Origin of the sequence: Luteimonas aestuarii (genome assembly GCF_004357985.1) — a bacterium.
In the GTDB taxonomy this organism is placed as follows: domain Bacteria; phylum Pseudomonadota; class Gammaproteobacteria; order Xanthomonadales; family Xanthomonadaceae; genus Luteimonas; species Luteimonas aestuarii.
Genome location: NZ_SMTF01000008.1, coordinates 63,090 through 85,752, shown reverse-complemented (window position 1 = coordinate 85,752; position 22,663 = coordinate 63,090). Strand labels below are relative to the sequence as shown.

19 protein-coding genes, 2 tRNA genes and 1 pseudogene are annotated in these 22,663 nt (G+C 65.5%); 16 read left to right on the top strand and 6 right to left on the bottom strand.

The features are described from left to right. The first annotated feature begins 58 nt into the window (after nt 1-58). On the top strand, nt 59-481 hold the full coding sequence (locus E2F46_RS10695) for a hypothetical protein (protein WP_133322069.1): 423 nt from the start codon (nt 59-61) through the stop codon (nt 479-481). Nucleotides 482-969: 488 nt separating this feature from the next. Here E2F46_RS10695 and E2F46_RS10690 read toward each other — a convergent pair whose 3' ends face one another. After that, nucleotides 970-1,599, bottom strand: coding sequence for a VC1465 family Xer recombination activation factor (locus E2F46_RS10690; RefSeq protein ID WP_243720392.1), 630 nt, complete (start codon nt 1,597-1,599; stop codon nt 970-972). A gap of 242 nt (nt 1,600-1,841) precedes the next feature. Next, entirely contained in the window at nt 1,842-2,264 is a 423-nt protein-coding gene (locus E2F46_RS10685; RefSeq protein ID WP_133322067.1) for a MerR family transcriptional regulator, read from the bottom strand. A gap of 42 nt (nt 2,265-2,306) precedes the next feature. Here E2F46_RS10685 and E2F46_RS10680 point away from each other — a divergent pair, with 42 nt between their 5' ends. The 3 genes from E2F46_RS10680 to E2F46_RS17700 are packed head-to-tail and all read left to right on the top strand — an operon-like array spanning nt 2,307 to nt 3,180. Further along, nucleotides 2,307-2,663: a mercuric transporter MerT family protein gene (locus E2F46_RS10680; RefSeq protein WP_096209248.1), complete on the top strand. Its 357-nt coding sequence runs from the start codon at nt 2,307-2,309 to the stop codon at nt 2,661-2,663. A 9-nt stretch (nt 2,664-2,672) separates the two neighbouring features. Next, a complete protein-coding gene (locus E2F46_RS10675) occupies nt 2,673-2,966 on the top strand; it encodes a heavy-metal-associated domain-containing protein (RefSeq protein WP_096209249.1) in 294 nt (97 codons plus the stop codon). Further along, complete coding sequence (locus E2F46_RS17700) at nt 2,875-3,180, top strand: GDCCVxC domain-containing (seleno)protein (RefSeq protein WP_425480060.1); 306 nt, start codon at nt 2,875-2,877, stop codon at nt 3,178-3,180. Before E2F46_RS10675 ends, E2F46_RS17700 begins: the two co-directional genes overlap by 92 nt. 6 nt (nt 3,181-3,186) lie before the next feature. On the opposite strand, the gene E2F46_RS10665 is transcribed toward E2F46_RS17700, so the two are convergent. The 3 genes and pseudogenes from E2F46_RS10665 to E2F46_RS10655 all read right to left on the bottom strand — a co-directional run bounded on the left by E2F46_RS10665 (nt 3,187) and on the right by E2F46_RS10655 (nt 7,545). Then, nucleotides 3,187-6,147: a Tn3 family transposase gene (locus E2F46_RS10665; protein WP_096209251.1), complete on the bottom strand. Its 2,961-nt coding sequence runs from the start codon at nt 6,145-6,147 to the stop codon at nt 3,187-3,189. Nucleotides 6,148-6,166: 19 nt separating this feature from the next. Further along, a pseudogene (locus E2F46_RS10660) lies at nt 6,167-7,117 on the bottom strand (site-specific integrase); the annotation flags it as partial. Beyond that, a complete protein-coding gene (locus tag E2F46_RS10655; RefSeq protein ID WP_133322066.1) occupies nt 7,114-7,545 on the bottom strand; it encodes a MerR family transcriptional regulator in 432 nt (143 codons plus the stop codon). The gene E2F46_RS10655 and the pseudogene E2F46_RS10660, both read right to left, overlap by 4 nt. Nucleotides 7,546-7,721: 176 nt before the next feature. Here E2F46_RS10655 and E2F46_RS10650 point away from each other — a divergent pair, with 176 nt between their 5' ends. The 7 genes from E2F46_RS10650 (at nt 7,722) to E2F46_RS10620 (ending at nt 19,032) form a co-directional block, all read left to right on the top strand. Continuing rightward, nucleotides 7,722-8,384 (top strand): cation efflux transmembrane domain-containing protein, encoded by a 663-nt coding sequence (locus E2F46_RS10650; RefSeq protein WP_096209253.1) that lies wholly within the window; start codon nt 7,722-7,724, stop codon nt 8,382-8,384. Between the two features lie 458 nt (nt 8,385-8,842). Next, nucleotides 8,843-10,102 carry a TolC family protein gene (locus tag E2F46_RS10645; protein ID WP_133322065.1) on the top strand — a complete coding sequence of 420 codons (1,260 nt, stop codon included), beginning with the start codon at nt 8,843-8,845 and terminating at the stop codon, nt 10,100-10,102. Continuing rightward, complete coding sequence (locus E2F46_RS10640) at nt 10,099-11,280, top strand: efflux RND transporter periplasmic adaptor subunit (protein WP_133322064.1); 1,182 nt, start codon at nt 10,099-10,101, stop codon at nt 11,278-11,280. The genes E2F46_RS10645 and E2F46_RS10640 overlap by 4 nt, the downstream gene beginning before the upstream one ends. A gap of 9 nt (nt 11,281-11,289) precedes the next feature. Beyond that, nucleotides 11,290-14,523: an efflux RND transporter permease subunit gene (locus tag E2F46_RS10635; RefSeq protein ID WP_133322063.1), complete on the top strand. Its 3,234-nt coding sequence runs from the start codon at nt 11,290-11,292 to the stop codon at nt 14,521-14,523. Next, nucleotides 14,520-15,104, top strand: a complete 585-nt coding sequence (locus E2F46_RS10630; protein WP_096009485.1) for a cation efflux transmembrane domain-containing protein — start codon at nt 14,520-14,522, stop codon at nt 15,102-15,104. The genes E2F46_RS10635 and E2F46_RS10630 overlap by 4 nt, the downstream gene beginning before the upstream one ends. A gap of 18 nt (nt 15,105-15,122) precedes the next feature. Continuing rightward, nucleotides 15,123-17,693 carry a heavy metal translocating P-type ATPase gene (locus E2F46_RS10625; RefSeq protein ID WP_243720391.1) on the top strand — a complete coding sequence of 857 codons (2,571 nt, stop codon included), beginning with the start codon at nt 15,123-15,125 and terminating at the stop codon, nt 17,691-17,693. 298 nt (nt 17,694-17,991) lie between these two features. Next, entirely contained in the window at nt 17,992-19,032 is a 1,041-nt protein-coding gene (locus E2F46_RS10620) for a DNA-binding protein (protein WP_133322062.1), read from the top strand. Between the two features lie 94 nt (nt 19,033-19,126). On the opposite strand, the gene E2F46_RS10615 is transcribed toward E2F46_RS10620, so the two are convergent. Continuing rightward, nucleotides 19,127-19,492 (bottom strand): hypothetical protein, encoded by a 366-nt coding sequence (locus tag E2F46_RS10615; RefSeq protein ID WP_133322061.1) that lies wholly within the window; start codon nt 19,490-19,492, stop codon nt 19,127-19,129. 275 nt (nt 19,493-19,767) lie between these two features. Here E2F46_RS10615 and E2F46_RS10610 point away from each other — a divergent pair. The 5 genes from E2F46_RS10610 to E2F46_RS10590 all read left to right on the top strand — a co-directional run bounded on the left by E2F46_RS10610 (nt 19,768) and on the right by E2F46_RS10590 (nt 22,647). Beyond that, nucleotides 19,768-19,843 (top strand) — tRNA-Ala (locus tag E2F46_RS10610). 47 nt (nt 19,844-19,890) lie between these two features. Next, nucleotides 19,891-19,966 (top strand) — tRNA-Glu (locus E2F46_RS10605). Between the two features lie 306 nt (nt 19,967-20,272). Further along, nucleotides 20,273-20,485: a hypothetical protein gene (locus E2F46_RS10600; RefSeq protein WP_133322060.1), complete on the top strand. Its 213-nt coding sequence runs from the start codon at nt 20,273-20,275 to the stop codon at nt 20,483-20,485. A gap of 153 nt (nt 20,486-20,638) precedes the next feature. Beyond that, complete coding sequence (locus tag E2F46_RS10595) at nt 20,639-22,003, top strand: APC family permease (protein ID WP_133322059.1); 1,365 nt, start codon at nt 20,639-20,641, stop codon at nt 22,001-22,003. Next, entirely contained in the window at nt 22,000-22,647 is a 648-nt protein-coding gene (locus tag E2F46_RS10590; protein ID WP_133322058.1) for an SAM-dependent methyltransferase, read from the top strand. The genes E2F46_RS10595 and E2F46_RS10590 overlap by 4 nt, the downstream gene beginning before the upstream one ends. Nucleotides 22,648-22,663: the final 16 nt, after the last annotated feature.

The window sequence follows — 22,663 nt, the reverse complement described above, 5'->3', positions numbered from 1 at the left end:
TCACACCCATGGCATCCGGCGCTGCCCGAGTCAGGACCTGTTGCCCGGAGGATCACCCATGCAGGTTGACGAACTGGACAGCCTGCGTTTTCGCAATCGGCGCGGCCAGCTGAAAGCGCACGATGCGGGAACTCCATTCTGGCGGATCGTGTGGGCAGTGTTCACTGCGCTTTGCCTGTTCGGACTGCTGCAGATTGCCATCGGCATCGTCGCGTATCGTGCGGTCATGGCCGGGATCGAGCGCTCCACAGCCGAATGGCGACGCGAATTGGCGGCATTGATCGAACCACATCCCGTACGCCTGGCGACAAGCCCGGACCCGACGTCCGCGCCCCGAGCCGCGTATCTGCCGGCGATCCCAGGGCCGATCGAAGCACGGCGGCGCGGGGACGATACCGCCTGCATCGGTGGAAGGATCTCCCAGCGGCTGCCCGATGGCTGGACGCAATCCAGCACAAGGTGCCGGGCATCCACCCAGTGAGTCCGGAGTGGCGAAACACCAATAGCTGACCGTACTATATTTCGCATAATGCATCGGTGGTTCGCGTCACGGATTCGCCCCCTCGGTTGAGATTATGTCAAGCGGTCGGGAAGGGCCAGCGACAGGCAATTCCTGCATCGGCTGGCGGAGTAAAAGCGGGTCGGCAGGGAGGCCGTTCGCACGGTTTTCAGAGACGCCGGGCGCGGGTCCGACCGCTGGAACAGGAGCGGGGCATCCTTGCCCCTTGATCGCAGGGGCTCCGCCCCTGCACCCCTCTCGGTCGCGCTGCGCGTAAGCGATCATTTCGTCAACGGAGCGAAGCTCTTGGGCGAGCTGATCGCGGACAAGCCCGTAAGCCAATTTCATGCCTGCGTTGCGCTCGGGCTGTCGCCAGCGATCGACACGGTCGATCATGCTGCGGAGCGTGTCGCGCAGGTTGAGCAGGGAGGGAACGTCCTTCGATTGCGGCCTGATGCCGCGCTGACGACTCATGACTGCACCGCCTGCGCGGGCTTGTGCGGGGCAGGCGACTTGCGAGCCACACCGGGACGGGCACGCCGAACAGCGACCACCGGCTTCGCCATGGTCGCAATTCGGCATGTTTTCAGGGGTTTGGCCCGCTTGGAGCCTTCTTGTTCAGTTTCACTGCACCCCCTGTTAGTAGAGGGGGTTTCGGGAAATTGCTTCCCGGTGACTGCTTTTCGCGCTATCGACCGTACCAGCGGGCCGGCATGGCGGTCAACAGGTGCGGCAGGCGAGGCGTGCGACGTGCCCGACGCAGGGGCGGGCGATGCGTTGGCCGGGGCCGCCAGCGCGTGGTCACGTTCGCTCTCGCTCACGTGTGCACGCGCCGACGCCTCGGCAGATTGCAGCTCACGCAACTGGCGGCGGGCATTGCCGTACTCACGTGCCTGGCGCACCAGCAGCGACCACCACGCCAGGTCACTGGCGCGGAACTCGTGGCCCTGGGGCGTGATCAGCACATCGCGGCGAACGAAGAAGTTTTGCCAGCCGTCGCCGAGGAACTTGCCGCCACGCATGACGCGCATCAGCTTGTAGGCGGCATAGGGAATCCGGCTCGTGCCGGACTCCCAATTCTGGATCGTGCGAACGCTCACGCGCAGCAGATCGGCGCAGCCTTCGAGGGTCAGGAAGCAGGAGAGGCGGGCCTCACGGAATCGCCATGCCGGAACCGGAAATCTCTTCCGGGCGTGGCGGTTGCGGTGCCGGACTCTGGCACCCTGTATTTCGCATAATGCATCTTATGTTAAATTTGATGCGGCAGTATGGACAGGGGGTTCAGCCGAGATACGCGTAAAAATGCCCCACAGAACTCAAATAATTCTTTCGTCGTAATGACTTAGCCGATATTTTTCTTCTCGGCCGGTTGCGCCAGAAGATCGAGCGTCGGGCACGGTGCGCCTGTCACCACGTGGCGACACTCCTCCACCAAATGCTCAAGGTCGACTTCCAATTGTCGTAGCTCATCCAGACGCCGCCGTACCTCGGCCAATTTCTGTTCGGTCAGCCGCCGAGTCTGCTCGCAAGCGCGTTGGCCTTTGACCTCCAACAGCCCCGCTATCTCGTCGAGACTGAATCCCATCGCCTGTGCTCTGCGAATGAACTGAAGTCGGCCGACTTCGTTGGGCCCGTACCGGCGGACGCTGCCCATTGGGCGCTCAGGCTCCGGCAGCAGGCCTCGCCGCTGGTAGTAACGGACCGTTTCGACATGCACACCAGCGGCCGCGGCCAGCCGGCTGATTGTCATTACGTGGGTGGCCATCAGCTTGACTCCGTACTTAGGTACGGAGATTATCATGCGGGTATGGTCCAACCTCCCCCACAGTCCTCCCTGCCCGCCCTCTTGGGCGCCGCCGTCGCGGCCATTGGCGCGTCCGTGTGTTGCGTCGTGCCCCTGGTGCTGGTCCTGTTGGGTATCAGCGGTGCCTGGATCGCCAATCTCACTGCCCTGGACGCGTGGCGTCCGTGGTTCAGCGCGGCCACGTTGGTGTGCCTGGGCTGGGCGTTCTGGATGCTCTATGGCCCGGCCTCGCGCTGTCGCATCGACGGCGCCTGCGTCGATCCCTCGCGATTGCGACGCCGCCGGCGCTGGCTATGGATCGCTACCGGCCTGATCGCTCTGCTGCTGCTCTTTCCCTACTACATCGGTTGGTTCCTGTAGGAGTCCCACATGCGCAAGATTCTTCTCAGTTTGGTATTCACGGCATGGATGGGCTTGGCTTGGGCGGCTACCCCTAAGCAGGTCGTCCTGCAGGTGGAGAACATGACCTGCCCGGCGTGCAGCATCACGATCGAAAAGGCGTTGGATACAGTGCCGGGCGTGACGGCGAAGCGTATTGACACCCGAGCCGCCACCGTGACGGTGGCATTCGATGCCGAGCGCACCAACGCGGCCGCCATCGCGAAGGCCATCACCGACGCCGGTTTTCCAGCCACTGCAAAGGCGAAAGCGAACGGTGGCTGAGGTGCAGTTGCAAAGCACGCTCACGTGCCCGACATGCGGGCACCAGGCGACCGAAACCATGCCCACTACGGCGTGCCAATTCTTTTACGAGTGCTCGGCCTGCCACACGCTCCTGCGCCCGAAAACAGGCGATTGCTGCGTGTTCTGTTCCTACGGCACGGTACCGTGCCCGCCCATCCAGCAACATAGTCCCTGCTGTGGCAGTACCGGTTGACCCACGCTACGCCGCCAGGGCCAGCTCGATTTCGTACGGTTCCGGAAGCGCGTCCACGTCGATCAGGTAATCGCCGAACCGCTTCACGTGGCTGGTCACGTAGGGACTGAGCGCCGCCACGTCCTCCGGGGTGATCTTCCAACCCGCTCGCATCAGCGTCTTGATGATGCGGGTCTGTTCGACCACGTTATGAAAGATGACGGCGTTGGCGACCAGGTCGTTGTACTTGACCGCCTTCTCCTGTTCGAGCGGGTCGTTATCGGCGATCACACCCTCTCCGCCGAAGAAGAAATACTTCGAAAACCCATTATAGGCTTCGACCTTGTTGGTGGAGGCCGTGATCTGTTCGCGCAGCTCGCGATCGGAAATGTATTGCAGCAGGAACAACGTGCGCACCGCAGCACCGAGTGCCCGGAAGGCCTGGTACAGGCGGTTCTTGCGGCTGTAGTTGCCCAGCTTGCGCAGCAGCGTCGAGGCCGCGATCTTGCCGGACTTGATCGATAGCACGACCTGCATCAGATCCTTCCAGTGGGTCTCGATCAGGTCCCAGTCCACATCTTCCCGGAACAGCGCATCGATGTGCTCGTAGCGGCTGTCCTCGTCCGGACGGAAGAACCGGTAGTCGCGCCAGTTGCGGATGCGCGGCATCAGCTGGATGCCCAGCAAGTGCGACAGCCCGAATACCGGCAGCGACTGACCCTGGGTATCGGCATGGACGGTGTCGGGTTGGATGTCGGAGGTGTTCTTCAGCAGCCCGTCGATGATGTACACCGCTTCCCAGACGCCGCACGGGATGAAGTGACTGAAGAGCGCCACGTAGGTGTCGGACACATGGTGATAGGCAATGCCGCCGTAGCCGCCATAACGGATGTGGTACGACGCCAGCAGGTTCTGGTCGTACAGGTCGTACTTGGTGCCGTCGGCCGCGGCGCGCTTGCCATCGCCCCAGAATTTGGGAAGCTGCAGGCCGGCGTAACTGTTGATGATGTCGCGGCAGGCCGCTGCCAGCTTGTTCGCATCCACGTGACGGCGATTGACGAACGACAGCATGTGCGCCGACGCAGCGCCTCGCAGATGCCGTGCGGCCTGGGCCGGGCCGAGGTTGCAACCATAGGTAAACGCCGTCAGCACGTAGCGTTCGGTGGGCTGGTCGATCTTGGTGTCGGACCCGGACAGCGGTCCGAAATGCCGCGGCCAGCGGGTCCAGTGCGCCACGTCACAGAGGATCTCGATGACACTGCGCTCGCGCAGGCGGTCGAGGATCGCGGTCTCCAGGGCGCGAGCGCCGCTGCTCATGTCCTTGGCCTTGTGGCGCTTGAGCACCGGAAACCCGTCGTCGCCGATGATCACCTGGCCGTTCTCCAGGTAACCCTGATCCGTCAGGTCCGCGACTTGCATCAGCTTGGACTGCAAGGCATTGACGAATCCCACCGCGGAGGCCGGTAAACCCACTTGGCGACAGTAGTCGTCCAGCAACGGCTCGCACTGCTCCCAGGGCAGCAACTGCTCGCGGTAATCGGCGTAGGTTTCCGAACCGCGCACGGCCACGTCGCCGGATTTCAGTTCGTTGGCCAGTGAGGAGAACACGCACACCTCGAACAGGCGGCGGTGGATGCGTTCCTCGCCCTGCTCGGTGCGGTGGGTGATGGTCTTTCGCCAGAGCTGGGTCGTGAACGCCAGATCGACCGGTTCGTCCAGCCAGTCGCCGCGGGCACGCTCCTGCGACAGGATCAGCTCGATCGCGTCGATCAACGAACGGTCTTCGGTGGTGGATTCCAGGTCCAGCATGCGCACCATGCGCAGGATGGTGGCGCGGTGGCTCTTGTAGAACGGCCACAGCAGCGGCAGGTGGTTGTCGCCGCTGTGGGCGGCGATGGCATCGCAGTCAGCCTGCAGGGTCTGGACGCCCCCGCGCGTGCTGACCAGGCGGCGAATCTCCCGTCCTGCGTCGGTGTCGCCCGGGTGACGGTCGAGCACCTGGATCACATCCGACATCGTGGCGACGATGGCCTCGGTCTTCTCGCGGTAGCGCGCACGCAGCCGCTCCAGTTCCTCCTTGCCGCGGTTGTGGAGATTGCCCATGCGTTTGATGAACATCTCAGCTAGGTCGTCGCGGGTCTGCACCCGGGCGCGATGGATCAGGCACAGCAGCAGCGCGTGTCGTTTGGCCGGGCCGAAATCGCGCAACTCGGCAGCGTCCAGTACCCGGGCTTCGGCGGCGAAGTGCTTGCGCTTGAGTTCCGGCACGTCCGCCAGGTGCCGTTCGCTGCCGACCAACTCGTCCAACGCCGCGATGTGGTCGAGCAGTTCCTGGAAGTGCTGCAGAGAAGATCGTTTCGGCAGCCGCTTGATGGCCTGCAGCGGGCTCTTGATGCGAGCGTCGGTGACGACCAGCAGATCGTCCAGCCGTTGCTTCTCGTCCGCCGTCAGCCGCTTGTCGATGAGGGCGAAGTAACGGCCATTGACCAGGGTGCGAACTCGGCGGGCCAGGCGATCCAGGGCGGAAAACGCAGGCAGCTCGATGCGGTCGCGCACGAGTTGTTCGATGGCCACGTTGATCAGGTCGGCCGGGTTGTCCATGACGGCCGCGGCTTCGTGGATGGCGCGTGCCGCCACGTCGAGGCCGCCGTCGGCATAGGCCCGGACTTGCAGATAGGCCCGGATGCGCTGGAAGTAGCGGTAGCGCTTGTTCGGCGCGATCTCGGCGGGCTTGACCTGGATCCGGTACCGCAGCGCATTGCGCAGGTGCCGGATGACCGCGGCGGGCACTTCATCGATTGCGGGGAAATAGCCCAATCGCTGGAAGGATTTCAGCAGCAGCGCCAAGGTCAATCGGTGACCCGGTTGCCGAGCGTTGTCGGCGATGAAGGCCAGTTCGTCGTCGGTCGGCGTGTAGGCCGCGATCAGTTCCCGGACGACAGGATTGCGCTTGAATTGCGGGTATGCGGTCCGTTCGATCGATGCCATGCAGATCCTCAGTCGGTCATGGGGGTGGGAGGGCCGGTGATTGCAGACCGACTTCGATACGCTGCCGTGCGAAGGGATCGCCACCGTCGAGATAGCGCATGGCCGAGTGCATGTCGCGCCAGCCGACGTATTCCATCAGCGCCTTCACGTCCCAGCCGTTCGCATTGGCCCAACCGGCGAAACCGCGGCGCAGGGAATGGCTGCTGTAGGTCGCGGCATCTGGGAGCCCCGCCGCGGCGAGCAGGCTGCGCAGCAGCGGGATCAGGCTGTTCGGATGCAGTGGCGTCTCGCTCACACGGCCCCAGCGGTCGATACCGCGGAACACCGGCCCCTCCGTCAGGGCGGCCGTGGTCGTCCAATCCACGATCGCAGTCACCGGGCACAATCGCGATAGCGCTGGCACCTTGTAGCTGGTGCCCGAGGCCTGACGGTCGCCTTTGCTGCGCGGCAGGAAACAGGTCATCCCGTCGCCCGGGACTAGACGCAAGTGTTCGACTTGCACGCGGATCAGTTCATCGCCGCGGAAGCCGCGCCAGAAGCCGAGCAGGATCAGGGATCGGTCGCGGCGATGGCGCAGCTCGTCCGCGCGATCGCCGCGTTCGCGGGCGACCGAGATCGCAGTGCGGAGCCAGTCGTCGACCTGTGTCAGTCGGGTCAGTTGCAACGGCTCGGCCTGCTTCTCCACCGAGGGGTGCACCGTCTGGATGCCCTTGAGCACTTTGCGCACCAATGGCGCGCGGGTGGGATCGACGAACCCGTGCTCGCGATGCCAGGACGCCAGCGCAGCTAGCCGCTGTCGGAGCGTGTTGTTCGCCAACAGCGCGGCGTGATCGGCCAGATAACGGGCCACGCTGTCCGGCGTGGCTGGCAGGTGGCCGCCCCATTCGACCTCGAAGTGCCGCAGCGCCGAGGCGTAGCTGCGCTGCGTGTTCTCTCGGATCGCAGCCTCTAGATAGCGATCCAAGGTCATCGGCAGCCTTCCTGGTTCGCACACGACGCCGAGTGGTCACTCGTACACCGCAATGCCCCGAGGATGGCGCACGCGCCTCGCTCGCCGCCGGCGCACTGGAGGATCACCCGTTCCAATTCACCTGCCATGCGCGTCAGTGCCTCAAGCCGCTGGTGGATGTCGGTCAAGTGCACGCGCGCCAGCGCATCGACGTCGCCGCACGACAGCTTCGGATCGTCATTCAGGCGCAGCAGGCTGCGGATCTCCTCCAGGCTGAAACCCAGCTCGCGCCCGCGGGTAACGAACCGCAACCGCTCCACGTCTGCCTGCGCGTAGACGCGATAGCCGCTCCCCGTCCGGTTTGGCGATGGGACAAGTCCCACCCGCTCGTAGTAGCGGACGGTTTCCAGGTGGCAGCCGCTGGCGGCGGCGGCTTCACTGATCTTCATGCGTAATCCCGCTTGACTCTGTAGCGGCTACGGACTTTACCCTGTGCTGATTCTCACTGCCACCTGGTCAAGGAATTCCCGGATCGCCGATGGAATGGGCCTGCCTTTGAACGCGGCCGATCCTGCTATTGGGTCGATCACGATCGAAATCTTGACTGTGGCCAACGGAGCTTGTGATGTCTGATTGCCGCGGGTGTGGAAAGGTTGTGAACGTGGCGTCGATGCAGGACTCACAGCGGCGCACCTTGAAAATTGTGCTGGCCATCAATCTCGCCACCTTCGTCATGATGATGGGCGCGGCCTGGTTCAGCCGCTCTTCCTCACTGCTTTCGGGTGGGCTGGACAACCTGGGCGACGCATTCACATACGCCGTGAGCCTGGCCGTCGTTGGCTCGTCCCTGCAGATGAAGGCCAAAGTCGCTTTCCTCAAAGGGCTGTTGATCTTGGGCGCAGCAGTTGCGGTCGCGGCCCAGATCGCATGGCGACTCAACAATCCAGGCGTGCCTGTATTCGAGGCGATGGGGGTGGCGGGGGTGTTGAACCTGGCGGCCAACGCATACTGCCTCTGGCTGCTGACCCCGCATCGAAACGGTGACATCAACCTGTCATCCGCGTGGGAGTGCTCCCGGAACGATATCTATGAAGGCTGCGCGGTCTTGCTGGCGGCTATTGCGGTATGGGTGTTCGGGGCGGGCTGGCCAGACTTAGTAATCGCCTCCGCCTTGCTGCTGCTGTTTCTGCGATCCGCCGTTCGAGTGATGCGCGGTGCGCTGCAGGAACTCCGGGGCACCAGATGCGTGCCGTGCCAGGAAGAGAGTGGCGGGCCTGCAGTCGGTTGAGGTCTTCGACCGGCGTTGTAATTGTATCCGGATACGCGAGACTGATATTTTGCGAAAGATGTACCGCGCCCTTCCCCGACTGAGAGGCTTTATCGCCGCGCTGCTTGTCGCAGTGATGGTGATCGTGCCTGTGGCCGATGCTTTCGTTTGCTCGTTCGAAGTCGACACTCACGCAGCGAGCGATCACGCTGGACCTGCGCCCCAGGATGAGGCTGGTGAGGGCGACGCTCCGGACAGCGCGCATGGTGGTTGTGTCCACAACCATTGCCATCATTCGACAGCCAATTTCTTCGGCAGTGCCGCCGTTGTTTACCCCGCCGCGCACGTCGTTCAGCACGCACAGCATGACCCAGGTCGTGCATCTGCGCTGTCCGAAGGACCGATGAGACCTCCGCAGAGCTGACGTGCCGTGCCCGTCATGACGGGCTCCCACGTCAACTTTTGCTTCTGGAGTTCCCATGCTCACGCAACTTGTCCGACCGCTCCTGGCGGTCGGGTTGCTGGTGACTGCCTTGCTGTTCGCCTCGCCATCGGTGGCGGTCGAACCGGTCGTCGACACCGCCCCGACCTACGAAGATCTGATCGCTCGACTTGACGCACTGCCGTCATCGCTCGAGGCCGTTGCCCGATACGACGCGGCCGTCGCTCGCGCCGACCAGGCGCGCGCCTTGCCCAACCCCTCCATCGCGTACGACATGGAGAACGTTTACGGCACCGGTCCGTACAACGGCATCGGCAACGCCGAAACGACCCTGTCGATCAACCAACCTCTCGAACTGTTCGGCCAGCGAAGCGCCCGGGTCCAGGCGGCGCGCTCTGACGCCGATGCTGCGGGCCTGCGACGCGAACAAGTCCGCTGGCAGGTCGCAGCTCAGGTGGCGCTGGTCTACGCGGAGGCCGAAGCCGCGGCACGGCGACACGAGCTCGCGGCCGAGGCCCTTTCCCTGGCCGAGCAGGATGCGCGCGGGGTCGCCGCCATGGTCGAACAAGGGCGTGAAGCCACCCTGCGGGACATCCAGGCGCAGAGTGAGGTCGCGTCCGCCAGGGCTGCGGTTGATGAGGCCAGCGCCCTTCGGGACGCCGCCTTTGCGCGGCTGTCGGCGATAGCCCTGCTCGACCGGCCGGTCCAGGCCATCGGCGCGAGCCTGCTTGATCGCGCGCCGGGGACGCCGCAAGCAGGCGACGCCGATCCGTTGGCGGTCCAGGTCGCCCAGGCTGAACTCGTCACCGCCGGTCGGCTGGTGACGGTCGAAAGGCGCCGCGCCCGCCCGGATGTCAACGCCTCTCTTGGCATGCGCCGATATCGTGACACCGACGATGAGGCGTTCACGGTCGGCATCGAACTGACCGTCCCGCTGTTCGATCGCAACCGGGGCGGTATCCGCGCTGCCTACGCTGAGGAGCGAGCCGCCGAAGCCCGACTGATCGCGCAGCAGCAGGAAGCGCGAGCAGGCCGGTTTGCCGCCGTGGCGGCGCTTGCCGCGTCCGGCAGCCGCACGCGCGCCGCCGACAACGGCGTCGCAGCCGCCGAAGAGGCCTATCGCCTGTCCCGCATCGGCTTCGAGGCCGGCCGTATCTCGCAGCTGGAACTTCGCAGCACACGTGCGGCGCTGATCGCCTCGCGTAACGCCGCCGTGGACGCGCGGATCGCGCGCGTCCGTGCCGAAATCGACCTGGCGCGCCTGGAAGGCCGCGCCCCGTTTGGAGATTCCCGATGAAAACCGATACCAGGCGACTGATGATGTTCGCCGCGGCGCTCCTGTTCGCCGTCCTCGTAGGCTACGGCCTTGCGAAGCTCACCGGCGGGCAGGACGCTGGCCCAAGCCCTGCGGGCCATGTCGACGGTGGCGGCCAAGACGAACATGGCGATGAAGAGGCCGAGGGCGAAGAAGGCTTGGTGGTCCTCACGCAACCGCAGATCGAAGCGTCGGGCATCCAGGTCGTGGCTTTGGGCCGCGGCGGTGGCGGCGAGACACGCCTGAGCGGTCGCGTCGAGTCCGCCGTTGGCGCCCGCGCTGCCGTTGCCGCCTCCGTTGGCGGCCGCGTTGAGCGCGTCGTCGTGGCGCCTGGCACCCCCGTGCGCGCCGGCCAGCCGCTCGCCGTGATCGTCAGCGGCGAAGCGGCGACCATGCGGGCAAGCGCCGATGCCGCACGCGCGGAGGCCCAGGCGGCCCGGTTGGTGTACCAGCGCGACCAGTCCCTGGTCACCCAGGGCGTGGTCGCACGGCAGGAACTCGAAGCCTCGCGCGCGCGCTCGCTGGCGGCCGATGCGACTGCCCGGGCTGCCGCGGCGCAGGTCGCCGCGGCCGGCTCACCGGATGCAGGCGGCCGCGTGACCATCACCACTCCCGTGGCCGGCATCGTCGGCGCGGTGCAGGTGACGCCAGGCGGCTTCGTCGCCGCGGGCGACCTCGTGGCGAACGTGTCCGATCCTGCGCAGACCGAACTGGTCTTTTCCGCGCCGCCCGCGCTCGCCGCGCAGATCGCGCCTGATGCGCGCATCGAAGTTACCGGGGCCACCGGGAGCTTCAGCGCCGTCGTGATCGGCGTGGCCGCCGACGTACGCGAACAGGGCGGCATGGCGATCATCCGTGCACGCCCTGAATCCGGGACGCTGCCGCCAGCGGGTTCACCGGTGTCCGGTGTCGTGGTGGCGGCAGGCCAGGACGACACGCTGACCGTGCCGGTCGATGCCGTGCAGACGGTGGAAGGTCGCTCGGTTGTGTTCGTGACCGATGAAAAAGGCTTCCGCGTAACCCCTGTGCTCGCAGGCCGCCGCGCAGGCGACCGCGTCGAGATCCTCAACGGGCTGTCGGGCGACGAGCGCGTCGCTGGCAGCAACGCGTTCCTGCTGAAAGCCGAACTCGCCAAGGGCGAGGCCGAACACGGCCACTGAGGACCCGACATGTTCAAGATCATTATCGAAACAGCGGTCCGTTTCCGATGGGCCGTGGTCTTCGCCGCGGCGGTCATCGCTGTCTACGGCTTGTTCCAGCTCGGCAGGCTGCCCGTCGATGCGGTGCCGGACATCACCAACCGGCAGGTGCAGATCAACACCATTGCGCCCGCGCTCGCCCCGGGCCAGATCGAGCGCCAGATCACCTATCCGCTTGAAACCGCGCTGGCGGGCATCCCCGGACTGACCAGTACGCGCTCGCTCTCGCGCAACGGGTTCTCGCAGGTTACGGCGATCTTTACCGACCAGACCGACATCTACTTCGCGCGCCAGCAGGTGGCCGAGCGCATGCGCGAGGTGCAGGAGGATCTTCCCGAGGGCGTGACGCCGATGATGTCGCCGGTCACCACGGGCCTCGGCGAGGTGTTGATGTGGACGGTGGACTACGTGCCGTTCGACCCGGCGAACGTCAGTAAGCCGAACGAGCCCGGCTGGCAGGCCGAAGAGGTCTACCTGACTCCGGAAGGCAACCGGCTTGCGACGGCACAGGAGCGCGCAACCTACCTGCGAACGGTGCAGGACTGGATCATCGCACCGCAGATGCGCTCCACCGCCGGCCTTGCCGGTGTCGATACGATCGGCGGCTACGTCAAGGAATACGCCGTCCGCCCGAATGCCGAGCGGCTGGCGGCCTACGGTATCGGCCTGGGCGAGCTGGTGCAGGCGCTGGAACGCGCCAACGTCCAGGCCGGTGCGGGCATCGTCCAGCGCGCTGGCGAGGGCCTGATCGTTCGCGCAGATGCGCTGGCGCAGACCGTCGACGATCTGGCACAGGCGCCGGTCGCCAACCGCGACGGCCTTGTGATCCGCGTCGCGGACGTGGCCAGCGTCGGCATCGGACAGGCGCCACGGCTGGGTGCCGCGACGCGGGACGGCCACGAAGCGGTGCTCGGGACGGCGTTGATGATCGCCGGCGGCAACAGCCGCACGGTGGCACTCGCGGCCGCGGAGCGCCTGACCGAAGTCAACCGCTCACTGCCCCCGGGCATCGTCGCCGAGCCGGTGCTCGACCGGAGCGTGCTGGTCAATTCCACGGTCAGGACGGTAGCCAAGAACCTGACCGAAGGGGCACTGCTCGTCATCGTGGTGCTGTTTCTGCTGCTGGGCAACATACGGGCGGCGGCGATCACCGCACTGGTGATCCCGCTGTCGTTCCTGTTCGCGGTGATCGGCATGAACCGCTTCGGGATCAGCGGCAATCTGATGAGCCTGGGCGCACTCGACTTCGGCATCCTCGTCGACGGTGCGGTGATCGTGATCGAGGCCACCCTGCTCATGCTCGGCCAGAAACGGGCCGAACTGGGACGCGCACTGTCCGCAGGCGAGCGAGTGGGCGTGGCGATCCGGGCAGCACGCAAGATGGTGCGACCGGCGGCGTTTGGTCAGCTCATCATCCTGCTGGTGTTCGCGCCGATCCTCACGCTGGAGGGCGTGGAGGGCAAGACGTTCCAGCCGATGGCCGCGACCTTCATGCTCGCCCTGGTCGGCGCGTTCATTCTCTCTTTCACCTTCGTGCCGGCGATGGCCGCGCTGTTCGTGCGTGATCCCAAGCCCCGGCCCGCGCAAGCAGCGCCGCGTGACGAAGGCGAGCACGACGGCGAACACGAGACCCGAATCATCCGTTTCGTGCGTGGCAAGGCCGAACCGGTCATCCGCGCTGCGGTGATGCGGCCGCGCCGCGTGCTGATCGGCGCCGTCGCCATGCTTGTCATTGGCTTCACCGCATTCGTCTCGCTGGGCCGCGAATTCATGCCGACCCTTGACGAGGGCAACCTGGCGATGCAGGCCTTGCGGGTGCCTTCTGCTTCGCTGGAGCAGTCGCTGGCGATGCAACTTGCGCTGGAGAAAGCCATCACCAGCGAGCCGGAGGTCGAGACGATTTTCACGCGGACAGGCACGGCCGAGGCCGCAATCGATCCGATGCCGGTCAACATCTCCGATAGCGTGATCGTCCTCAAACCAAAAGCCGAGTGGCCGGACAGGTCGCTCGACAAAGAGGCGCTGCTCGGCCGACTTGAGTCCATTGTCGACAAACAGATCGGCAATGCATTCGAGTTCAGCCAACCCATCGAACTACGCTTCAACGAGCTGATTTCCGGCGTGCGTACCGACCTTGCCGTGATGGTGTACGGCGACGACTTCGACGTGCTGCAGCCTGTCGCGGAACGCATCTCGGTCCAACTGCGCGGCATCGACGGCGCAGCCGACGTTCGCGTGGAGCAGGTTTCTGGCTTGCCTACGTTGACCGTGCGGGTCGATCATGCGGCCGCGGCGCAGTACGGCCTGAGCGCGGCGGACATCAGCGAGGCGCTGGCGACTGGCGTTGGTGGTACCACGGCCGGTCAGATCTTCGAGGGCGATCGCCGCTTCGATGTGGTGGTGCGGTTCGAAGAGGACGCACGCAACGATCCGGCGCAGCTCGCCGCCTTGCCGGTGGTCGCGCCCGACGGCACCGTGGTTCCGCTGTCCTCGGTCGCGCGCATCGATGTCAGCGAAGGTCCCAACCAGATCAGTCGCAACAACGGCAGCCGCCGCATCGTGGTCCAGGCCAACGTGCGGGGTCGGGATCTGGGCGGCTTCGTCGAGGAAGCACAGGCTGCCGTTGCGGGCGTTTCCTTGCCCAGTGGCGTCTACCTGGACTGGGGTGGCCAGTTCGAGAACCTGCAGCGTGCCGAAGCACGTCTGGCTCTGGTGATCCCCATTGTGTTCCTGATGATCGGCAGCCTGCTCTACATGGCACTCGGGTCGATCCGCGAGGCAGCGCTGGTGTTCCTCTGCGTGCCGCTGGCGCTGGTCGGCGGCGTCCTGGCACTGCTGGTGCGCGGCATGCCGTTTTCGGTGACGGCGGCGGTGGGCTTCATCGCCGTCTCCGGTGTTGCCACGCTCAACGGCCTGGTTCTGATGCAGGCCATCCACGAACGGCTCGAGGCTGGAGATGCGCCACTGGAAGCGGCGACCACCGGCGCCGCCAACCGTCTGCGCGCCGTGCTCACGACGGCGCTGGTGGCCATCGTCGGCTTCATTCCAATGGCGATCGCGGTCGGTGCCGGCGCCGAAGTGCAGAAGCCGCTGGCCACCGTCGTCATCGGCGGGCTGATCACGGCGACCGTGCTGACGCTGCTGGTGCTGCCCACCTTCGCGGCGCGGGCCATCGCGCATCGTCCGAAGCGGCACGCGACATGACCCCGAATCTGGCCCGGCAAAGGAGTGTTCTACGGCAGGTCTTGCTGTGGAACCTCGCGCTGTTCGCAGGACTGGGAGTGGCGGGCTGGGTGGCCGATTCCAGCGCGCTGCTCGCCAATGCCCTCGACAACGGTTCGGACGCAGCCGTCTATCTGCTGAGCTACCTTGCCCTCGAGCGCCGACCCGCCTGGAAGCGGGGAGCGGCGAACGTGTCGGGGGTCCTTCTGTTGATCTTCGCGGGTATGGTGCTGGCGGACGTGGTCCGGCGATGGATGTATGGGGCCGAGCCGCTCGGCCCCGTCATGATCGGACTGGCGCTCGTCGCCGGAGCCATCAATCTGTGGTGCCTGGTGCTGCTGCGCCGCCTCCGTTCCGACGACGTGAACATGAAGGCGGCCGAAACCTTCAGCTTCAACGACTTCATTTCGAATGGCGGCGTAGTCGTGGCGGGTGTTCTGGTGCTCTGGCTCGGTTCGTCCTGGCCGGATCTGGTGGCGGGTGCATTGATTGCTGGTGTCGCGTTCAAAGGCGGCATCGAGATCCTGCAAAGCGTCCACGAAGACAAGCGATCCGATGGATAGAGTTCGGCTGCGCCGTCGTTGCCTGCCGACGGGTGTATGCACAAAACGCTTGCGCAGGCAAGACACCAGCCCTGGAATCGAGGGAGAACGATGATGACCGGGAAGCTCCGCATCGACCTGCAGATCCTGCTACCGCAGGTGCCGGACGAGTCCGACGCCTGCGTCAGGCGGCTGATCCACGATTTGGAAAGCCGCGATGGCATTGTGCAGGTGCACTTGCGCCCGGGATCGGACGGCACGCCGACGCAGTTGTGCGTCCACCATGACCCGGACGTCGTGCCACTCGCCCGCATCCGCGAGGTGGTCGAGCGTGCCGGCGCGGCGATCAGCGAACGCTACGGTCATGCCCTGTGGGAAGTGAAGGGCATTGGCCACCAGCGTCGTGCGCGCACCGTCGGCGAGCAACTCAGGTCGCTCGAGGGTGTGCTGGAAGCCGAGGCCAGTGCGGCGGGCATCGTCCATGTCGAGTTCGACCGCCGAGAGGTGTCCGAAGCGCGCATCCTGAAGGTGTTGGCCGGCATGCAGGTCGTTCCGGTCAGGACCCCGGGTGAGGATCAACCTGCACATGGAGGAGATGACGTGCGCCACGCGCACCGCGAGGGCGGTGACCATGTCCACGGCACGGGTGGCGGGGCGCACGCACATGGGGGGCTACTGGGCCCGAACACCGAGCTGATCTTTGCGCTGACCTGCGGCACCTTGCTGCTCGCCGGCTTCCTGGTGGACGAGGTTGTTGCTGGCGCGCCCGCCTGGCTGTCGTTGGCCTGTTATGTCGCGGCGTACTTTTTTGGCGGCTTCTACACGCTGCGCGAGGCGTTCGACAACCTGCGCCTGAAGCGTTTCGAGATCGACACGTTGATGTTGGTGGCGGCGGCAGGTGCGGCCGCGCTCGGCTCGTGGGCCGAGGGCGCGTTGCTGTTGTTTCTGTTCAGTCTCGGACACGCCCTGGAGCATTACGCGATGGGCCGGGCGAAGCGCGCCATCGAGGCCCTGGCCGAACTCGCCCCGCCCACCGCGACCGTACGACGCGACGGCCGGATCCAGGAGATCGCGGTCGAAGAACTGCTGGTTGGCGATGTGGCTCTGGTCAAGCCGAACGAACGCCTGCCCGCCGACGGCTTTCTCGTACTCGGCACCTCCAGCGTGAATCAGGCGCCGGTGACCGGCGAGAGCATCCCGGTCGACAAGCGGCCCGTGGATGATCCCGCGACCGCGCGCACCCGACCGGATAGCGTGGATGCGGCCTCGCGGGTGTTCGCGGGGACGATCAACGGCAGCGGCGCCATCGAGGTGGAGGTCACGCGCAAGTCCACCGATTCGGCCTTGGCGCGCGTGGTCCAGATGGTCAGCGAGGCCGAGACACGTAAGTCGCCGACCCAGCGCTTCACCGACCGGTTCGAGCGCATCTTCGTACCTGCGGTGCTGGTCTTGGCCTTCCTGCTGCTGTTCGCGTGGGTAGTCGTCGACGAACCCTTTCGCGACAGCTTCTACCGCGCGATGGCGGTGCTGGTGGCCGCCAGTCCCTGCGCGCTGGCCATTGCGACGCCCAGCGCGGTGCTGTCAGGCATTGCCCGCGCGGCCCGCGGTGGTGTGCTGATCAAGGGCGGCGCGCCTTTGGAAGAACTCGGTTCGCTCAGCGCGATGGCCTTCGACAAGACGGGCACCCTGACCGAAGGGCGTCCGCGCATCACCGATGTCATCCCCGTTGACGGAGTAACGGAAGAGGAACTGCTCACCGTTGCAACCGCAGTCGAATCGCTCAGCGACCATCCGCTGGCCGCAGCGATCGCCCGGGATGGCCGCGAGCGACTCGGCGGACGTGAGATCCCCTCTGCCAGCGACCTCGAAAACCTGGTCGGACGGGGCGTCACCGCCACCTTCGACAGTGAGACGGTGTGGATTGGCAAGGCCGAGATGTTCGGCACCGAAGGCGTCGCTCCGCTGGGGGAATCGGCGGCTGCCGCCATCGCACAACTTCGCGCTGCAGGGCGCACCTCGATGGTCGTCAGGCAGGGGTCGCGCGATCTCGGGGCCATCGGCCTGCTCGATACCGCGCGGGCGGGTGCGCCTGAAGCGCTGAAGGCACTGCGTGAACTCGGCATCACCCGCATGATCATGATCTCCGGCGACCACCAACGGGTCGCCGAGGCGATCGCCTCGGAAGTCGGCCTTGATGAAGCCTGGGGCGACCTGATGCCCGAGGACAAGGTTGAGGCCATACGCAAGCTGCGCGCGCAGGACAAGGTCGCGATGGTGGGTGACGGCGTCAACGACGCGCCGGCGATGGCCAGCGCCACGGTCGGCATCGCGATGGGCGCCGCTGGTTCGGATGTCGCACTGGAGACCGCGGATGTCGCGCTGATGGCCGACGACCTCCGCCACCTGCCATTTGCGGTGGACTTGAGCCGTCACACGCGCAAGGTGATCCGTCAGAACGTGTTCGTCAGCCTGGGCATTGTCGCATTCCTCGTGCCGGCAACGATCCTGGGCTTGGGGATCGGACCAGCAGTCGCTATCCACGAAGGATCCACCTTGCTCGTGGTGTTCAATGCGCTACGTCTGTTGGCGTACCGAAGCCACGTTGGCTAGACGCGGCAGGGCTCATGAAGAGAGCCTGCGCGCCCTTGACCGCTTTTGCTTCTCGTCAGCACGCTGCCGGCCATGATTCTGACAACCGGAAATGCAGCGCTTACCGTGCGCTAGCACGTGGCGGCACATTCCAGTTTCGTACTGAATGACACCCCTTGGTGCAGGTCTCAGGCAGCTGACACGGGATAAACCACTATTATCCCGCTTAAAAGCACGGTCAAATTACCGCTCGTTCCGTATTTTGATTAGTATGTAATTACGTGGTATGTAATACATTACGAAATAGTCGGAGGGCGCGATGGCACGCGGCGGCCTGTACAAGAGCGACATCCAGAAGGCCCGCGATACGCTGCGGGCGCAGGGCAAGCACCCGTCGGTGGACGCCGTGCGAGTGGCGCTGGGCAACACCGGCTCCAAGACCACGATCCACCGCTATCTGAAAGAGTTGGAGGAAGAGGAAGGGCAAGGCCTTGGCGCCAAAGTCGCAGTCAGCGATGCATTGCAGGATCTGGTCGGCCGGCTCTCCGGGCGCCTGTACGAGGAGGCCGAGGCGGTCGTCACCGAGGCTCGTCAGCGCTTCGAGGCGCAACTGCATGAGCGTAGCCAGTCGTTGGAGCGTGCCCAGCAGGAAGCGGAAGCGCTGAGCGCCCAGCTCCAGCGCGTTGAAACCGCCTTGCACGAGGAAAAGACAACGCACGCCGCTACCCAGCAGGCCTTGGCCGAACAGGTGACGGAGGTCGCGCAGCTCAGCGAACGCATCGCCGGCCTGATCGCCCGTGTGGCCGAGCACGAGGCCCATGCGAAATCGCTGGAAGAGAAGCATGCCCACGCCCGTGAGGCGCTGGAGCATTACCGGACCTCGATGAAAGAGCAGCGCGAGCAGGAGCAGCGCCGCCACGAGCACCAGGTGCAGGAGCTGCAGGTGGCCCTGCGCCAAGCCAACGAGGTGCTGATGGTCAAGAACCACGAACTGTTGCAGCTCAACCGCGATAACAGTCAGTGGCTGGAGCGCCACACCCGCCTGGAGCGTGACCTGGCGCAAGCGCTGCAAGCCGCAGACGCGCAACTTCAGGAACTGGATGCGCTGCGGCTTACGGCGACTGAGCACCAGGCCTTGCAGGCGCGCTGGGCGCAGGACGCCCAACTACTGGAGACTGTCCGTGCCGAACTGGACAGCGCTCGCGCCGATCTGGCGAAGGAGCGGGAGCGTCGCGAACAGGCAGAGGTCGAGGCGTTGCGGGCCGGCGTGCGTTTGACCACGCTGGAGCAGTTGATGACGCAACTGCGACCCGATCGCGCTGACGGATCGGGCACCCAAAAAAAACCGGCAACCAAATGAATCTACGAGGGAAAATAGATTCTATGGGGCATTTTTACACGTATCTCGGCTGAACCCCGACAGTATGCAAACCCGCACAGGCCCGACCTTCCCGTCATTTGCACCTGTCTTGGACATGGTCATCCCAACGCCGCAGTTCGTCGTGTGTGCGGCGCAGGCCCCGGCGCTCGAAGTACGCATCGCGCTCGCGTCGCGCACCATCGCAACGCGCTCGGCGTTGCCGGGACTCGGCGGGACCTGCGGGGCCAGCATCAATCGGCGGTTGCGTGCGGCGGCTGCGCTGCTGCCACGCCATGATGTCCCCGTTGCGTTGCCGGTCGATGCGAGCCTGGTCGGCTGGCCAGACATACCGCTCGCTGGCGTCCCATGTCTTGCTTGCCGAACCTTCGCACGGATGGCTCTGCGAAGACGACGCGCCGTCCTTGCCCGCGCATTTGTAGACCTGCTGCGCCTGCGCCATCCCCGAAAGGCACTGCAGCACCAACGTGGAAGAAGCGATGCGCCTTGTACCTGTCCTCCAGGGCTGGAGCCAGTCCAACGGGCAGCGACGCCGGTGATTTTGATGCGCACATCGACGTGCATCAAGGACCCGCCGACCGGGACCGGCGTCGTGTCGATGGAATGCCGCCGCCGGGACATGGTGCCGCCGTCCTGAATCCAACGAGCGGATTCCGCATCAAGATGCTTGCACGAAGCCGGGCGGGCCGATAAACTTTCGCGCCTTCAAGTTCACGTGGGGCCATAGCTCAGCTGGGAGAGCGCCTGCATGGCATGCAGGAGGTCGGCGGTTCGATCCCGCCTGGCTCCACCAAAGTTTCCGCAACGGGCCTGCGGAAGCGGAAAACCAGGTTCTACTGCGTCCCCATCGTCTAGAGGCCTAGGACATTACCCTTTCACGGTAGCGACCGGGGTTCGAATCCCCGTGGGGACGCCACTACACCAGACAACGCCCGCGCAAGCGGGCGTTGTCGCATTGCAGCCCCCATCTCGAGTCGGGCCCCATCGGGCTCGCTGGAGATGCACGATGGATGCAGACAAACGCTGGTGCTTCCGCACGGCAGTCCGACCGAAGATTCCCGTCACGGGCCGCATTGGCACGCACCTGCGCGGGCATGGGTAGGGATTCCCTGACCCGACAACGCCAGATCCACCGACTGTTTCCGGAACTGCAACCCCGCATCCTCGCATCACAGCACGTCGAGTCGCCGGCGGTCCGCCGGCATGCACGCGAGGGGAAGCCGTGGAACGCGCATTGGTGACCGTGGTACCGGGCGACAACGGATGGCAGGTCCGCATCGACCAGCACAGCGTCGTCTGCAACCTGGACAAACTGACGGCGATGCAGCGGGCCGCCAATATCGCGCGCGACTGCCACGAGTCGATGGGCTTGCCGACCGGCGTGCTGGTACGCATGGCCAACGGCGAGGACATCCTGATCGGCAAATGCGGTTGAAGCAGGCAGCCCTGGGCGCTTGAACACGCCGCCCGTGGTCGCAACTGCGAGACAAGGCAAACCGGCAGGCACGCGTATTCACGCAATGCGAATGCACCGGCTGGTCCAATCGGGCCGGATGCGATGCGCCGCGCGCCTCGCGCGGTGCCCTGCATGGATTCGATAGCCAAGACTCCCCCGCCCCTTCGTTCCTCCCTTCCCAAGCCCACGCTCGGCGCGCGCGAGGCATTTGCGATCACGATAGGCATCGTGATCGGCGCGGGTATCTTCCGTACCCCTTCGTTGGTGGCCGGTGCAGCCGCAAGCGACGTGATCATGCTGTTGGCCTGGGTGGTCGGCGGTGCGCTTTCGATCGTCGGCGCGCTCTGTTACGCCGAACTCGCCACGACCTACCCGCAGGCCGGCGGTGATTACGCTTACCTCAGGCGCGCGTACGGCGCCCGCCCTGCCTTCCTGTATGCCTGGGCGCGACTGACCGTTATCCAGACCGGTTCGATCGTGTTGCTGGCCTACGTGGTGGGCGATTACATGCAGCAGATCCTCGACCTTGGCGCGTGGTCGTCGACCATCTACGCCGCGCTGACCGTGCTGTTGCTGACCGCCTGCAACTGGCTGGGCATCCGCCAGGGCACGACGGTCCAGAACGTACTGACCGCACTCGAATTGCTTGGATTGGGGCTGGTGATTGCCGCCGGCCTGCTGTTCGCGCCGGATGCGGTGCCGCTGGCGTCGGTGGGCACTGGCGAGGGTGGCGCGCTGGGACTGGTGCTGGTGTTCGTGCTACTGACCTACGGCGGCTGGAACGAGGCCGTGTACATGACCGCGGAAGTCCGCGACGCCAAGCGCTGGATGCCGCGCATCCTCACCTTGAGCCTGATCATCATCGCGGCGTTGTACGTGCTGGCCAACCTCGCCTACCTCCGGGTGCTGGGCATGGACGGCATGGCGGCGTCGGACGCGGTGGCGGCCGACATGATGCGCGCGGTCTTCGGTGAGCGGGGCGCAGCCCTCATGAGTGTGATCGTGGTGGTGGCTGCCCTCACCTCGGCCAACGCCACCATGATCACCGGCGCACGAAGTGTCTATGCCGTCGGCCGTGATTTCAGGCACATCGGCCTGATCGGACGCTGGGACGAGACGCATGGCTCGCCGCGCACCGCCATGCTGGTCCAGGGCGTGCTGTCGCTGCTGCTGGTCGCGGTGGCGGCCTCCGCGCTGGACGGCTTCCGGATGGCGGTGGAATATACCGCGCCTGTGTTCTGGCTGTTCTTCCTGCTGGTGGGTGCCTCGCTGATCGTGCTGCGCCGGCGCGACCCCGCCCTGCCCCGGCCCTTCCGGGTGCCGCTGTATCCCTTCCTGCCGCTGCTGTTCTGCGCCACGTGCGCCTATCTGCTGTATTCCAGCCTCGCCTACACCGGCATCGGTGCGCTGGTCGGGGTAGGCGTGTTGGCCGCGGGCGGCGTGCTGCTGCTGTTCATTGCCCCGCAACCCCATCCACACAAGGAGCCCACGCCATGAGTCCATCCCGTCTGTTCGCCGGCTTGCTGCTGTGCCTGCCGATGCTTGCCGCCTGTGCCGACCGCCAGGCCGATGCCGCGCCCATCGACACCGCGGCCGCCCTGCCCGATACCGAGGTGTCGCCGATCGACGAAGTGGCCGATCGCCTCCATCCGGAGTCGGATTCGCCCTTCGGTGCACGCACGCCCGACGTCATCTACGTGCCCACGCCGGACAACGTGGTGGCCGCGATGCTGGAGTTGGCGCAGGTTGGCCCCGACGATGTGCTCTATGACCTGGGTTCCGGCGATGGTCGCATCCCGATCGCGGCCGCCCGCCAGCACGGCATCCGCGCCGTCGGCATCGACATCGACCCGGTGCGCATCCGCGAGGCCAACGAGAACGCCCAGACCGCGGGCGTGACCGACCTGGTGACCTTCCACGAAGCCGATCTGTTCCAGTCCGACATCAGCGAGGCCAGCGTGGTGACGCTGTACCTGCTGCAGAGCCTCAACGTGAGGCTGCGTCCCAAGCTCCTGGCGGAACTCAAGCCCGGCACGCGCATCGTCAGCCACTCCTTCGACATGGCCGATGAGTGGGAGCCGGAGCAGACCCGCCAGGTCGACAACCGCATGATCTACCTGTGGACGGTACCGGAGCGCTGATCGACGCGCCAGGTCT

Bases quoted from the DNA above. Each gene is read 5' to 3' on its own strand.
- E2F46_RS10665 (WP_096209251.1), bottom strand. From the start codon at position 6,147: ATGGCATCGATCGAACGGACCGCATACCCGCAATTCAAGCGCAATCCT.
- E2F46_RS10590 (WP_133322058.1), top strand. From the start codon at position 22,000: ATGAGTCCATCCCGTCTGTTCGCCGGCTTGCTGCTGTGCCTGCCGATG.
- E2F46_RS17700 (WP_425480060.1), top strand. From the start codon at position 2,875: ATGCCGAGCGCACCAACGCGGCCGCCATCGCGAAGGCCATCACCGACG.
- E2F46_RS10595 (WP_133322059.1), top strand. From the start codon at position 20,639: ATGGATTCGATAGCCAAGACTCCCCCGCCCCTTCGTTCCTCCCTTCCC.
- E2F46_RS10695 (WP_133322069.1), top strand. From the start codon at position 59: ATGCAGGTTGACGAACTGGACAGCCTGCGTTTTCGCAATCGGCGCGGC.
- E2F46_RS10680 (WP_096209248.1), top strand. From the start codon at position 2,307: ATGGTCCAACCTCCCCCACAGTCCTCCCTGCCCGCCCTCTTGGGCGCC.
- E2F46_RS10650 (WP_096209253.1), top strand. From the start codon at position 7,722: ATGTCTGATTGCCGCGGGTGTGGAAAGGTTGTGAACGTGGCGTCGATG.
- E2F46_RS10615 (WP_133322061.1), bottom strand. From the start codon at position 19,492: ATGGCGCAGGCGCAGCAGGTCTACAAATGCGCGGGCAAGGACGGCGCG.
- E2F46_RS10685 (WP_133322067.1), bottom strand. From the start codon at position 2,264: ATGGCCACCCACGTAATGACAATCAGCCGGCTGGCCGCGGCCGCTGGT.
- E2F46_RS10635 (WP_133322063.1), top strand. From the start codon at position 11,290: ATGTTCAAGATCATTATCGAAACAGCGGTCCGTTTCCGATGGGCCGTG.
- E2F46_RS10640 (WP_133322064.1), top strand. From the start codon at position 10,099: ATGAAAACCGATACCAGGCGACTGATGATGTTCGCCGCGGCGCTCCTG.
- E2F46_RS10655 (WP_133322066.1), bottom strand. From the start codon at position 7,545: ATGAAGATCAGTGAAGCCGCCGCCGCCAGCGGCTGCCACCTGGAAACC.
- E2F46_RS10620 (WP_133322062.1), top strand. From the start codon at position 17,992: ATGGCACGCGGCGGCCTGTACAAGAGCGACATCCAGAAGGCCCGCGAT.
- E2F46_RS10630 (WP_096009485.1), top strand. From the start codon at position 14,520: ATGACCCCGAATCTGGCCCGGCAAAGGAGTGTTCTACGGCAGGTCTTG.
- E2F46_RS10675 (WP_096209249.1), top strand. From the start codon at position 2,673: ATGCGCAAGATTCTTCTCAGTTTGGTATTCACGGCATGGATGGGCTTG.
- E2F46_RS10645 (WP_133322065.1), top strand. From the start codon at position 8,843: ATGCTCACGCAACTTGTCCGACCGCTCCTGGCGGTCGGGTTGCTGGTG.